12 protein-coding genes are annotated in these 13,664 nt (G+C 40.0%); 7 read left to right on the top strand and 5 right to left on the bottom strand.

Annotation, left to right across the window (positions count from 1 at the left end; genetic code table 11):
* Positions 1-38: 38 nt before the first annotated feature.
* The 3 genes from betA to betI form a co-directional block, all read right to left on the bottom strand.
* Positions 39-1,697: a choline dehydrogenase gene (gene betA, locus HUN22_RS10595; RefSeq protein WP_174728922.1), complete on the bottom strand. Its 1,659-nt coding sequence runs from the start codon at positions 1,695-1,697 to the stop codon at positions 39-41.
* 95 nt (positions 1,698-1,792) lie between these two features.
* The gene (betB, locus tag HUN22_RS10590; RefSeq protein ID WP_174728920.1) at positions 1,793-3,265 is read right to left on the bottom strand and encodes a betaine-aldehyde dehydrogenase; all 1,473 of its coding nucleotides are present in this window, start codon (positions 3,263-3,265) and stop codon (positions 1,793-1,795) included.
* The gene (betI, locus tag HUN22_RS10585; RefSeq protein WP_016141953.1) at positions 3,258-3,881 is read right to left on the bottom strand and encodes a transcriptional regulator BetI; all 624 of its coding nucleotides are present in this window, start codon (positions 3,879-3,881) and stop codon (positions 3,258-3,260) included. Before betI ends, betB begins: the two co-directional genes overlap by 8 nt.
* A gap of 264 nt (positions 3,882-4,145) precedes the next feature.
* Here betI and HUN22_RS10580 point away from each other — a divergent pair, with 264 nt between their 5' ends.
* The 4 genes from HUN22_RS10580 to HUN22_RS10565 all read left to right on the top strand — a co-directional run bounded on the left by HUN22_RS10580 (position 4,146) and on the right by HUN22_RS10565 (position 9,348).
* The gene (locus HUN22_RS10580) at positions 4,146-5,768 is read left to right on the top strand and encodes a BCCT family transporter (RefSeq protein ID WP_057105304.1); all 1,623 of its coding nucleotides are present in this window, start codon (positions 4,146-4,148) and stop codon (positions 5,766-5,768) included.
* 119 nt (positions 5,769-5,887) lie between these two features.
* Positions 5,888-7,954 carry a choline transporter gene (locus HUN22_RS10575; protein ID WP_174728918.1) on the top strand — a complete coding sequence of 689 codons (2,067 nt, stop codon included), beginning with the start codon at positions 5,888-5,890 and terminating at the stop codon, positions 7,952-7,954.
* Positions 7,955-7,965: 11 nt separating this feature from the next.
* Complete coding sequence (locus HUN22_RS10570) at positions 7,966-8,580, top strand: MarC family protein (RefSeq protein ID WP_002117499.1); 615 nt, start codon at positions 7,966-7,968, stop codon at positions 8,578-8,580.
* A gap of 252 nt (positions 8,581-8,832) precedes the next feature.
* Positions 8,833-9,348 carry an acyl-CoA thioesterase gene (locus HUN22_RS10565; RefSeq protein WP_031947615.1) on the top strand — a complete coding sequence of 172 codons (516 nt, stop codon included), beginning with the start codon at positions 8,833-8,835 and terminating at the stop codon, positions 9,346-9,348.
* Between the two features lie 115 nt (positions 9,349-9,463).
* On the opposite strand, the gene HUN22_RS10560 is transcribed toward HUN22_RS10565, so the two are convergent.
* Positions 9,464-9,664 (bottom strand): hypothetical protein, encoded by a 201-nt coding sequence (locus HUN22_RS10560; RefSeq protein WP_174728916.1) that lies wholly within the window; start codon positions 9,662-9,664, stop codon positions 9,464-9,466.
* Between the two features lie 495 nt (positions 9,665-10,159).
* Here HUN22_RS10560 and HUN22_RS10555 point away from each other — a divergent pair, with 495 nt between their 5' ends.
* A complete protein-coding gene (locus HUN22_RS10555) occupies positions 10,160-11,158 on the top strand; it encodes a CobW family GTP-binding protein (protein ID WP_174728914.1) in 999 nt (332 codons plus the stop codon).
* Between the two features lie 44 nt (positions 11,159-11,202).
* Here the strand turns inward: HUN22_RS10555 and dctA are convergent, their stop codons facing one another.
* Positions 11,203-12,465: a C4-dicarboxylate transporter DctA gene (dctA, locus tag HUN22_RS10550; protein ID WP_174728912.1), complete on the bottom strand. Its 1,263-nt coding sequence runs from the start codon at positions 12,463-12,465 to the stop codon at positions 11,203-11,205.
* Between the two features lie 189 nt (positions 12,466-12,654).
* On the opposite strand from dctA, the gene HUN22_RS10545 reads away from it, so the two are divergent.
* Positions 12,655-13,185: a YaeQ family protein gene (locus tag HUN22_RS10545; RefSeq protein WP_174728910.1), complete on the top strand. Its 531-nt coding sequence runs from the start codon at positions 12,655-12,657 to the stop codon at positions 13,183-13,185.
* Between the two features lie 87 nt (positions 13,186-13,272).
* The gene (locus HUN22_RS10540; protein ID WP_002117532.1) at positions 13,273-13,611 is read left to right on the top strand and encodes an FKBP-type peptidyl-prolyl cis-trans isomerase; all 339 of its coding nucleotides are present in this window, start codon (positions 13,273-13,275) and stop codon (positions 13,609-13,611) included.
* The last annotated feature ends 53 nt before the right edge of the window (positions 13,612-13,664 follow it).

Below are 13,664 nucleotides of genomic sequence, written 5' to 3'. Positions count from 1 at the left end.
GGGCATATCTCTGCATAAGAAATATGCCCTTTAAGATTTTATGATGCTACATAGAATGGTGCAGTTGAACGTGGTAACGCTTCACGCCCACGAATTTGGTCTGCAATTTTCTCGGCAATCATAATGGTGGTTGCATTTAAGTTACCGGTAATAATGAGTGGCATGATTGAGGCATCAACCACGCGCAAACCATTCATACCATGTACGCGGCCTTGACCATCTACAACAGCCATTTCGTCTTCTCCCATCTTACAGCTACAGGATGGATGGTAAGCTGTTTCTGCATGGTTACGAACAAAGTCATCAAGCTCTGCATCAGTTTGCAAATGTTTGCCCGGGCTAATTTCTTCACCACGATATGGGTCAAGTGCGGGTTGCTGCATGATTTCACGTGTGATACGAATCGCATCGCGGAACTCGCGCCAGTCTTGTTCAGTCGACATGTAATTAAACAAGATACTTGGATGCTCAAAAGGGTCTTTCGATTTAAGTTTGATACGACCACGTGAAGGTGAACGCATTGAACCGACGTGTGCTTGGAAACCATGTTCTTTCACTGCATTACTACCGTTGTAGTTAATGGCAACCGGCAAGAAATGGTACTGGATGTTTGGCCATGCAAACTCATCCGAACTACGGATAAATCCGCCTGCTTCAAACTGGTTACTTGCGCCAATACCTGTACCATTAAATAACCACTCGGCACCAATCGCAGGTTGGTTATACCATTTCAAGGCAGGGTATAAAGAAACAGGTTGCTTACATTTATATTGTAAGTACATTTCCAAATGGTCTTGCAGGTTTTCACCTACGCCCGGCAAATCATGAACCACATCAATGTCCATTGATTTTAGGAAGGTACTTTCACCTACACCCGAGCGTTGTAAAATTTGTGGTGAAGCAATTGCACCTGCACACAGTAAGACTTCGCGTTTAACCAATGCACGTTGTAAGTTGTTTTGATCAGCGCCAATAATGTATTCGACACCAATCGCTTGCTTTTGATTAAACAAGATTTTGTTAGTCGTAGCATGAGTCAGAATGGTCAGGTTTGGACGACCTTTTGCCATATCCAAATAGCCACGTGCAGTGCTTGAACGGCGGCCTTTAGGCGTAACCGTACGGTCCATTGGACCAAAGCCTTCTTGTTGGTAACCATTTAAGTCATCAGTACGCGGGTAACCTGCTTGTACACCAGCTTCAACCATGGCATGGAACAATACATTGTTGCCATTTTTAGGTGTTGCAACGGATACAGGACCATTGCCGCCATGGTAGTCATTTTCACCAATGTCACGTGTTTCGGCTTTTTTGTAGTAAGGCAAACAGTCGGCATAAGACCAGTTTTCAAGGCCCTTATGAGTTGACCATTGTTCTAAATCCATGGCGTTGCCGCGGATATAGCACATGCCATTAATTAAAGATGAACCACCTAAACCTTTACCACGACCACATTCCATACGGCGGTTATTCATGTGTGGTTCTGGGTCGGTTAAATAAGCCCAGTTATAGCGACGGCCTTGAAGAGGGTAGGCCAAAGCTGCCGGCATTTGTGTACGGAAATCCAAGCGGTAATCGGGGCCACCCGCTTCTAATAATAAAACGGTGGTATCTTTGTCTTCAGTAAGACGCGCAGCGAGTACATTTCCGGCAGATCCTGCGCCAATAATAATGTAATCATATTCTTTAATATTCATAACTATCCTTTTTTTACTAACAGTTTGCCTAAGCAATCTATAAAGACTGCTCGGCATATGTGATTTAGGTTGAAGTGTTTAGAGCGATTGGGGCATTAAAAAATGCTGTGATAATCGCCAAGTTCAACTTGAATAGATTTGATACGGGTATAGTGCCCAAGTGTGGTCAAGCCATTTTCGCGGCCCACGCCAGATTGTTTGTAGCCACCGACTGGCATCTCGGCAGGCGATTCGCCCCAAGTGTTAATCCAGCAAATACCAGCTTCAATTTGGTGAATAATGCGATGAGCGCGGCTAATGTCTTGAGTGACCACACCAGCAGCTAAACCAAAGGTCGTGTCGTTAGCACGACGGATGACTTCTTCTTCGGTTTCATAGCTTAAAATGCTCATGACTGGTCCAAAAATTTCTTCTTGAACAATGGTCATTTGGTCAGTGCAGTCGCTAAATACCGTCGGTAGTACATAAGCGCCTTTGGCAAGCTCACCTTCTGTAGCACGACCACCACCAATTAAGACTTTAGCGCCTTGTTGTTTGCCTGACTCAATGAAAGACAACACTTTTTCCATGTGAGGGAAGCTGGTGAGCGGTCCGAAGTTTGTGTCTTCAGCCATTGGGTCGCCAATGCGAATACGTTTTACACGTTCTACAACGGCTTTTTCAAAGTCGGCTAAACGTGATTTTGGAACAAATACGCGTGTACCGTTGGTACATACCTGACCTGAGCTAAAGAAGTTTGCCATGACGGCAATATCTGCGGCACGGTTCAGGTCGGCATCTTCACAAATAATCAGTGGAGATTTACCACCGAGTTCCATGGTTACTTCTTTCAGCGTAGAGCCAGCAGCACTTGCCATAACTTTTTTGCCGGTTTCCACACCGCCAGTGAATGAGATTTTTTCAATCACGGGATGTTCAGTCAGCCACTGACCAATTTCACGGCCAGCACCTTGTACAACGTTAAATACGCCGTCTGGTAAGCCAGCTTCTGTATAGATTTCTGCAAGTTTAAATGCAGTGAGTGGAGTGGTTTCACTTGGTTTGAAAATCATGGCATTGCCGGCTGCAAGGGCAGGGGCAGATTTCCATAAAGCAATTTGAATTGGGTAGTTCCAAGCACCAATACCGGCAACCACACCTAAAGGTTCACGGCGTGTATAAAAGAAACTAGATTCGCGAAGCGGTACTTGTTCACCTTGAATGGCTGTTGCAAGTCCTGCGTAGTATTCGAGTACATCTGCACCAGTCACAATGTCGACTGTAGATGTTTCGCTAAAAGCTTTACCTGTGTCGAGAGTTTCAAGACGGGCAAGCTCATCATTTCGTTCACGAAGAATGTCGACAGCACGACGTAAAATACGTGAACGCTCCATGGCAGTCATGGCAGCCCAGATTTTTTGTCCTTGTTGGGCACTTTGTACAGCAGCTTCAATATCTTGTTCAGAAGCTTGCTGAAGAGTCGCGATGGTCTCGCCGTTGGCAGGGTTAATACTATTAAATGTTTTACCACTGGTTGCTTTAACGTAGCGTCCATGGATATACAATTGATGAACTTGTACATCACTCATTTTGTCTCTCCTGCAAAGGCTTGTTCGCAAATTGCAATTGCGTTTGTACATAATCGTAAGCAATGGAACGAGCAAGGTTGCTGTCAAATTCGTTATGACGGCTTAAACTGCCTCGTAACCATAATCCATCAATCAATGCTGCCAACCCTCTAGCGGCAACACTGGCCTGTTGTTCATTCATCAACTTGAGGAAATAAAACTTCAAGTTAGAGTACAGGCGTTGATCATTAATCTTTTGCAAGCGGCTTAAGTCTGGTACATGCATACTTGCTGACCAAAAGTCTAACCAGACCCGCATTGCTTTTTCATTGACCTGACTAATGTCAAAGTTAGAGTCGATAATGGCCTTAATCTGGCTCTCTGGATGCGAATCTGCTTCTGCTCTGTACTGTTCGGTTTTACGACGCAGAACATTTAACATTTCTTGCATACAGGTATTTATCAACCCTTGTTTGTCGCCAAAATAATGGCTGACAATGCCGGTCGACAACTCGGCTTTTTTTGCAATTTGTGCAATGGTGGTATTGGATAACCCCACTTCATAAATTACGTCGAGTGCAGCGTTCATGATTTCTTCACGTCGCACATGTTCTGGTTTTACTCTGCGTTTTGTCATGGTTGTCCACATCAGCACTTTTATGGGTGCTTAAAATTCAACATGTTAACTTGCAGAGCATCATAGCACTTTTTTATCATACTTGTTATTGATTGAACGTTCAATCAATAACGAGTATGATATGTAAAAATCAATGAATTTTTGAAGATAACTTCTGGAATAAAGAGGTGAAATCAAAGGTTCTTAAGGATAGGATGATGCGCATAAGTACAGTACTTATCACGTTATTTTGAGAAAAATACACCGATTGCAAGGAGCAATAAGATGGTGTTGAAAAGTGATAGATATTCTTCAGACCATATTCGGTTAAATCGTTTCGTATTTTGGAGTTCGGCCATCAGTATTGGCATTTTTGGCCTACTTTTTGTGCTGTTTCCAGAAAAAAGTCAGTTTTGGCTGACCTATGTACAAGAGCAGGTAAATCACTTTTTTGGGTGGTATTACATGCTGGTTATTGTGCTGTGTTTGGGCTTTGTTGCTTGGCTCGCTTTTTCAAAAGTAGGGCAGATTCCTTTAGGTAAAGATGACGACAAACCTGAGTTTAGTTATCTGGCTTGGACTTCAATGTTGTTCTCGGCAGGGATTGGTATTGCGCTACTTTATTATGGTGTGGCTGAACCTGTTGACCATTTTTTAAGACCGCCAGAAGGTGAGGCAGGAACGATTCAGGCAGCCCGTAATGCGATGACCTATAGCTTTTTGCATTGGGGTATTCATGGCTGGGTACTTTATGCTTTGCTCGGAGTTACTTTAGGTTACTTCGCTTTCAGACAAAACTTGCCATTAGCACTGCGTTCAGCGCTCTACCCAATTTTTGGAGAGCGAGTGCATGGCTTGGTGGGTGATTTTGTCGATGGCTTTGGGATTTTAGCGACAGTTATTTCCTTGGTCACCAACTTGGGAATTGGAGCGTTGGTGCTGGTATCGGGCATTTGTTATTTACTTCCTCAAATTCCTGATAATTCTGCAACGTTAATTACTGCTGTTCTCATCATGATGTTTGTTGCAACCATCACAACCGTGGTGGGTATTGAAAAAGGTTTAGCATGGTTGTCGCGTATTAATTTACGTTTGCTATATGCCTTACTTTTATTTGTATTCTTAACAGGTCCGACAAACCATTTATTAAATGGTCTTGTGCAAAATACGGGCGATTACCTTAATAATTTTATGGGTAAAAGCTTTGATATGTATTTATACAACCAAAAAGCCAGTGGCTGGTTGGGTTCGTGGACCGTGTTTTATTGGGCATGGTGGATTGCTTGGGCACCTTTTGTCGGCATGTTTATTGCCCGCATTTCAAAAGGACGTACCATTCGCGAAGTTGTATTAGGTGTGTGCCTGATTCCACTTGGTTTTACGTTGGCTTGGATCTCGGTTTTTGGAAATACTGCAATTTATTTAATCTTGCAGCAAAAACAGAAAGTTTTGGGTGATATGGTCTTAACAGATCCAGCTTTATCTTTATTTAAGTTACTCGAATATCTACCGTTTAATCCGTATGTTGCCGGTATTGTTGTTGTAATTTGTTTCGTTTTATTTTTGACACCGGTTGGCTCTGGTACACTAATGATCGCTAATTTGTCCTCAAAAGGGGGCACCAATGATAGTGATTCACCGATCTGGTTACGCGTCTTTTGGTCTGTGGTAATTACCATTGTAAGTATTGGCTTGCTTTTAGCCGGTAGTTTTAACTCCATGCAAAGTGCTGTGGTGTTATGTGGTTTACCATTTTCAGTGATTATTTTGCTCTATATGTTTGGTTTAGCCAAAGCGTTAAAGCAAGATGATTTTGACCCTCAATTAGTGAAAAAACAGTTAGCTGTTTCAAAAGACATTTCGGTCCCATCGAATTGTGACCAGAATAAAGTGACCGAGGTTTTATAACCTCAATCGATCACATCTATATATTATTTTTGCGTTTAAAGTCGTCTTTTCATTGTTTTAAATAAGAGTGAAAAGACGAAATTAAATATTTTGTTTTTATTTTATTCCTTGAGGATTGTATGGCAACAGATAATCCAAGAGCAGTTGATGATTTAACATTATCTAAATCTAAAAAAGACCCGCTCAACCGTGTGGTTTTTTATTTTTCAGCTGTACTTATTTTAATTTTTTCTCTCGTCACGTTTTTGTTCAACGATTTTGCAAATCGAGTCATGAACGCCGTACTTCAGTGGGTAACTTCAACCTTTGGTTGGTATTATCTGCTGGCCGCAACGCTCTATATGGCTTTCGTGATTTTTATTGCCTGCTCAAGATATGGCAGTATCAAATTAGGACCTAAGCATTCAAAACCTGAATTTAGTTTACTTAGTTGGTCCGCCATGCTGTTTTCGGCGGGTATTGGTATCGACCTGATGTTCTTCTCGGTCGCTGAACCACTATCTCATTATATGCAACCTCCGGTCGGAGTAGGTCAAACCTATGAAGCAGCGCGCCAAAGTATGGTTTGGACATTGTTTCACTATGGTTTAACCGGCTGGTGTATGTATGCCTTGATTGGTATGTCCTTGGGATATTTCAGCTATCGTTATAATTTGCCGCTTACCATTCGTTCTGCTTTATATCCAATCTTTGGTCAAAGAATTAATGGGGCAATCGGGCATAGTGTTGATACGGCTGCCGTGATCGGGACAATTTTTGGTATTGCGACGACCTGCGGGATTGGAGTGGTACAGCTGAATTATGGCCTACATGTGTTATTGGGATTACCAGAAAATATCTGGATGCAATTTATCCTGATTGCTGTTGCGGTGGGTATTAGTATTATTTCGGTGACATCTGGGGTCAACAAAGGCTTACGCATTTTATCTGAAATCAATATTTATGTTTCGATCGGCCTATTACTGTTTATTTTATTTTTGGGAAATACTGAGTTTTTACTCAATGCCCTTGTCCAAAATATTGGTGATTATTTAAGCCGTTTCCCAAGTTTAGCCTTACAAAGTTTTGCTTTTGAACAACCTAAAGAGTGGATGAGTAGTTGGACTTTCTTCTTCTGGGCGTGGTGGATTGCTTGGTCTCCATTTGTTGGACTCTTTCTGGCACGTATCTCAAGAGGACGTACCATTCGTGAGTTTGTATGCGGTACCTTAATTATTCCACTTCTATTTACACTCACATGGTTATCTATTTTTGGTAATAGTGCATTGCACAGTGTCATTTTTGAAGGCAACCAAACCTTAGCAGCAACTGTGTTGGCAAATCCTGCGCATGGTTTCTACGACTTGTTAGCACAATATCCGGGCTTTACCTTTATTGCTTCTATTGCCACAGTGACAGGACTTTTGTTCTATGTGACTTCTGCCGATTCGGGAGCTCTGGTTTTAGGTAACTTCACCACAAAACTTACCCATATTGATAATGATGCTCCACGTTGGTTAAGCGTGTTTTGGGCTGTTGCAATTGGTTTGCTCACACTCGCCATGCTCATGACTAACGGCATTACCGCCTTGCAAAACGCAACGATTATTATGGGATTGCCGTTTAGTTTCGTAATGTTCCTTGTGATGGCTGGACTTTATAAGTCGCTCAGACTTGAAGATTACAGGCATGCTAGTCGCAGTATGAATGCAGCGCCAGTGGTAGGGAATGTTGATATTCTCAATTGGAAACAGCGTTTAACTCGAGTCATGCATCATCCGGGAACTACTGAAACACAGCGCATGCTAGATACGGTGTGTTTGCCAGCTGTTCAGGCTGTTGCCGATGAGCTTGTTAAGCAGGGCATGAATGTAGATGTGCAGCAAACACCGCTAGAAGATGAAGATACGCTTTACCATCTAGATCTCACTATTCATCTGGAAGAAGAGCAAAACTTTGTTTATCAGATCTGGCCTGTACGTTATAGCGCGCCTAACTTTAGCCAGCGTGTAAAACGAGGCAAACAGTTCTATTTCCGACTTGAAACTTATCTTTATGATGGCTCTCAAGATAACGATCTGGTCGGTTATAGTAAAGAACAGGTCATTAACGATATTTTAGATAAATATGAAAGACATATGACATTCTTACATATTAATCGTATTAGTCCCGGGAATCGTCCATTGTTCCCAGATCCACAAGCTTAAGAGGAAAATGCATGGCTTCTCCTTATCTACATTCTTTTGCTTTATTTTTCTCTTTGCTCAATCCTTTTTTAATGAGCATTTATATGATTGGCTTGATCCGCCATTCAGAAGCTAAAGTGTTTAACAAAGCACTGATTCAGGGAAGTTTAATTGCTTTTGTCGTGTTTATGCTATTTGCATGGGGCGGTGAAACAATTTTTAGTAAATATCTGAATGTACGTTTTGAAGCCTTTCAGATCTTTGGAGGTCTCATCTTTTTGGTGATTGGCTATCGCTATGTTTTTCAGGGCGCCGATACCATTGGTGAAATGCGTGGCGCACCAGAACATCTGGCTGGCACTATTGCCATGCCGTTTATGATCGGTCCGGGCACGATTAGTGCGGCTGTGGTTACAGGAATTGAAATGTCAATTGGTGAGGCAGCCCTAGTGATAGCCTTCACCTTATTTTTAACCTGTAGTATTTTGATTTTGATGAAATTTTCACATGATCATTTACGCTATAAGCATGCTAAGCATATTGACCGTTATTTTGATATTGTCGGGCGTTTATCTGCTTTATTAATTGGTACGATCGCCATTGATATGATTATTAATGGCGTGACAGGCGTCATTAATAAAGTTTAGCAAGTCACCATAAGAACCTGCTATGTCATTGAACATGGAATAAAATGGCATAGCATCTTCTAAAAACTTCTAAGATAAACAAAACAGCTTTAAAAAAATAACTTTAAAAATAGTGCCTTAAAAAATTAAATTTTGAAAAACAATCAAAGATATTAAAAAATACAATGCTATGTTGTGGATTTAAGCATGTTTTTTTTGTGAATTATCAACCATAATGTTGACTGAGCTTGTTTTAAGACACAGAGTTGAGCTATGCCTACATTAGATGAAATGACCACAGCAACTGATGATCAGTCTGAATTGACGATGTCAGTTTTGATGACGCCTGATATGGCAAATTTTTCAGGTAATGTTCATGGTGGTACGATTCTAAAACTACTAGACCAAGTCGCTTATGCTTGCGCAAGTCGTTACTCGGGTGGCTACGTAGTGACTTTATCTGTAGATAAAGTAAATTTTAAAGAACCTATTTATGTAGGTGAGCTGGTCACCTTCTTGGCAAGTGTTAACCATGTAGGTCGTACTTCAATGGAAGTCGGCATCCGTGTTGAAGCCCAAAATATCCAGAAGCGTACAGTACGTCATACCAATAGCTGTTATTTCACGATGGTTGCTGTTGATGAACAGGGCAAACCATGTGAAGTGCCTCAATTAAATCTAAATACCGAGTGGAAGCGTTGCCGCTTTGAAGCCGCTGAGCACCGTAAGGTTTTACGTCTACAAGAAAACCACAATCCATCTTGTAGTATGTATAAAAAATCTTCATAAAAAAAAGGATCGAACCGCAGCATGGTTTGATCCTTTTTCTTTTTTACCAAAATTCAGCGTCCATTTTTCATTTCAGTAAAATTATCTCTGAGCTTGGAGGAGAATGCTGAGAGAATTAACGAGTTGCAGGAGCAGCTTCAGAAGCAGAACCTACCGCATCAGATGCAGCGTTTGCAGTGTCTGCTTGTTCTTGAGTTGAAACAATAACTTTCTCTTCACCAGCAGTGCTATGTGCTTGTTCATGTTTAGAAGCAGCGAAAGTTGATACTGCAGTTAGAGCTAAAGTAGTTGCAAGTAGAGTCTTAACTAATTTCATTGTATGGCATCCTTAGATTTCATTTAAAAATAAAATAAACCTAATCATTCACACATTACATGAAGCCTGTATGGCTGAATGACTAAGCTAGGACACATGCTAAGCCGAGGTTTGGATTACATCAATTAACTTAACAATCTATTACGGCTATCTTAACAATATGAAATATACGGCCCGTTTATGTGCGGAATCTGTAAAGTTTAAGGGCGTATTTAAACCTTAAAATGTGTAAAAATATTTCCTCCTGAATGAAAAAAAACCACTTTTGTTACGTAAAGCGAACACTCTGGCATGAATTATGAATGTTGTGAGATAGGATATTTCGTTCAAATAATAAATATTAAAAGTTAATTTGGATTATAAATGAGATTTAATTCTCATTTTTAGTTTATTAAGTAAAAATTAAAAAGCATCAACCAATTTTAAAAATGATTTACATGACAAAAAAGAATGATATACCTAGAATGTTTTTGACCGTTTTAATTTGAGTGACTCGTGAAATTTATTGCCCAAAAAACTGTTCCTACCCATATTATTTCTGGTTTTTTAGGGGCAGGAAAAACCACATTATTACAGCATTTATTAAGTCAAAAGCCTAAAAATGAGGTTTGGGCTGTATTAATGAATGAGTTTGGGCAAATTGGAGTAGACCAACAACTCTTACCTCAAGATGAAGGATATGCAGTCAAAGAACTATTAGGTGGTTGTTTATGTTGTAGCAGTCAATTACCTATGCATATTGCTTTAGCCCGTCTATTGAGTGAACAAAAGCCAGACAGACTCTTTATTGAACCGACTGGGCTTGGGCATCCTTCTCAGTTATTTGACCAACTGACTGAACCTCATTGGCAAAGTAGTTTAGCCATGCGAGCGTTAATTACTGTGGTTGATGGCAGTCGTTTGCACGATACCAATTGGGTTAAACAAAACCTTTATGAAGATCAGTTAAAAGCTGCTCAAATTGTGGTGGTGTCACATACCGATGTGATGACTTTTGAAGATAATCAGGCGCTTCAATTATTAAAAGATGAATACCAGCCTTATCATCAAGAATGGATTAAAACCGAACATGGTCAGTTAGCGTTAAATAAAATTGACATCGCTGCTCGTTTAACCGAGCGATCTATACAACCTTTACTTAAACTTCAAAAGCAAATGAGCGAGAGCGAGGTCGTAAAGGAAATTCAGCAATTACCTTATCATTATGTCGAGTCGGCACAAGGTTATATTGTGGCTGGTTGGAAGTTACCTAAACGCTGGAAATTCGAGTTTTATGCTTTGCTAGATTTATTATGTGCACAGCAAGACTGGCTACGAATTAAGGGAATTTTTAACACAGATCAAGGGTGGAAAGTTTTTAACTTTAATCCTGATCAGTTTAATTATAAGTCGGGCGAAGAAGGCATTGATAACCGTATTGAAGTCATTAGCGAACATAATCATGATTGGTTGGCTTTTGAAACAGCATTACTTGCCTGTCAGCTTGAAGAATAGAGAACATTAAACCAAAGACGATTTAATGTTCCCTAAAACTGATTTTAAGGCTTAGCTTCTAACACAGCTTTGGCTTGAGCATGGTCAATATCTTTTTCCCAGTGAGCAATCACTACGGTCGCGACACAGTTGCCGATTAAATTGGTACAGGCACGAATAATTCCAATAAACCAGTCAACTGAAAGTAGCAGCACTAACCCAATTGCAGGGAGACTTGGTATCACTGAAAGTGTAGCTGCAAGAATAACTAAAGCTGAGCCTGGAATGCCGTGCGCCCCTTTAGATGTAATGAGTGAAACCAGCAAAATAGCCAGTAAGTCATGCATAGACAAATCAATATTGCAGGCTTGCGCAATAAAGATCACCCCTAAAGTTAAGTAAATTGAAAATCCATCTAAATTAAAAGAATAACCAGTTGGAATAACCAAACCAACAGTAGAATCTTTGATTCCCAAATTTTTGAGCTTTTTCATAATTTGAGGAAGAACAGAATCGGAAGAAGCTGTACCTAAAACAATAGCGAGTTCATCTTTAAAATAGCCCACAAATTTGAAAATGTTGAAACCGGCAAGTTTTAAAATCGAGCCTAAAACAATAACGACAAATAAAATGCAGGTTGCATAAAACAGTAAAACTAAATAACCCAATTGTAAGAGTGAATCTAAACCAAATTTAGCAGTGGTATAGGCCACTGAACCGAATACACCAATTGGAGCTAAACGAATAATAAGTCCCATAATTTTAAAGAATACTTCCGAAAAAGCTTCAAGCGCTTGACGTACCAACTCTGCCAAATGTTTAGGAATTAAAAGTAGAGAAACGCCAAATAAAATAGCGATTAATAAAACCTGTAAAATATCACCGTTTGCAAAAGCGGCAGTGAAGGTTTTTGGAATAATATTGAGTAGAAATTCAGCACCTGTGTGCATTTCATGGGCACGTTCGGTGTAAGTACTTAAATCTTTTGCATCTAAATGGCTAATATCAATATTCATACCGACGCCCGGTTTAAATACATAAGCCACAATAATGCCTAAAATTAAGGCAATACTGGTGACAACCTCAAAATAAAGAATAGTTTTTGCACCGACTTTGCCCATTTTTTTAATGTCATTTGCACCATAAATACCAAGTACAACCACACAAAACACAATTGGTGCAATAAGCATTTTAATTAAAGAAATAAAACCATCACCTAATGGCTTTAAAGAGAGGGAGAAATCATGAAAACCGATTCCAACTGCAACCCCAAGAAACAGAGCACAAAGAACCTGTAAAAATAAACTACGCTTGAGCTTTTGCCACATAAGTCATCAATTTTAGAAAGAGGAGAATATTTCTCTCTAAAGCAAAAAGCCGGCCAACTATAAAGTGCAGTGAGCGTTTTGGAAGAATATGCAAATTTCACGTGACTATGCTTTGCTTTGTTCAGTTTTTTTATAATTTTTTACCCAAAATCGAGTATCCTTAGCGCCAAATTTTTGGACATTTTAATCATGGCGCTTAAAGCAACAATTTATAAGGCAGACTTGAATATTGCCAATATGGATGACCATATTTATGGTGATTATCAACTAACGCTTGCCTTACATCCTTCGGAAACTTTAGAACGTTTAATGGTTCGTTTGATGGCTTTTGCTCGTTTTGCAAGTGATGAGCTTGAGTTTACTAAAGACCTTTTTGAAACTGATGAACCAGCGTTATGGCAAAAAGATTTAACGGGTCAGTTAGAAACTTGGATTGAAGTTGGTTTACCGTCTGAAGATAAAGTTAAAAAAGCCAGTGCGCGTTGTAAAAGTGTTGCGCTTATTGTTTATGGCACACAAGTTGAAGACTGGTGGAAGAGAAACAGTAAAATTAAAACGTTAAATAACGTTCAAGTGTGGCAAATTGCCCCGCAAAGCACTGCAGAGCTTGAACAACTTTGTGAACGTACCATGCAGCTTCAATTAAATGTCATGGACAACGAGTGGACACTTTTAGGTGAAAAGGGTCAGGCAAATGTTGTGTGGACACAGTTACAGTAAAATAGAAAAGCGCAACAAATTCTACAGATTCAGTTGGTACACTCAGTACTAATTACGATTTTAGAAATTCAGTTTAAGGGTTAAACCATGTCAAATGAATTAGAAATTATCGATTTAAAAGTAGGTGAAGGCAAAGAAGCGGTTAAAGGTGCTTTGATTACAACTCACTACACAGGTTGGTTAGAAGACGGCACAAAATTTGATTCTTCAATTGACCGCGGTAATTATTTTGAATGTGTAATTGGCACAGGCCGTGTGATTAAAGGCTGGGACCAAGGCATTATGGGAATGAAAGTCGGCGGTAAACGTAAACTCATCGTGCCTGCTCATTTAGCTTATGGTGAGCGTAAAATGGGTAAGATTATTCCAGCGAATTCTAATTTAATTTTTGAAATTGAATTATTCGATGTCAAAACTCGTGATTAGTGAAGAAGTTAAAGCCCTTTAGGGGGCTTTCTTACTTATATGAGCTTTAAATA

Origin of the sequence: Acinetobacter lactucae, assembly GCF_013344765.1 — a bacterium.
GTDB classification, from domain to species: Bacteria; Pseudomonadota; Gammaproteobacteria; order Pseudomonadales; family Moraxellaceae; genus Acinetobacter; species Acinetobacter lactucae_A.
Note: the sequence above shows the minus strand (reverse complement) of the source record. Positions and strands in the feature narration are given on the sequence as shown.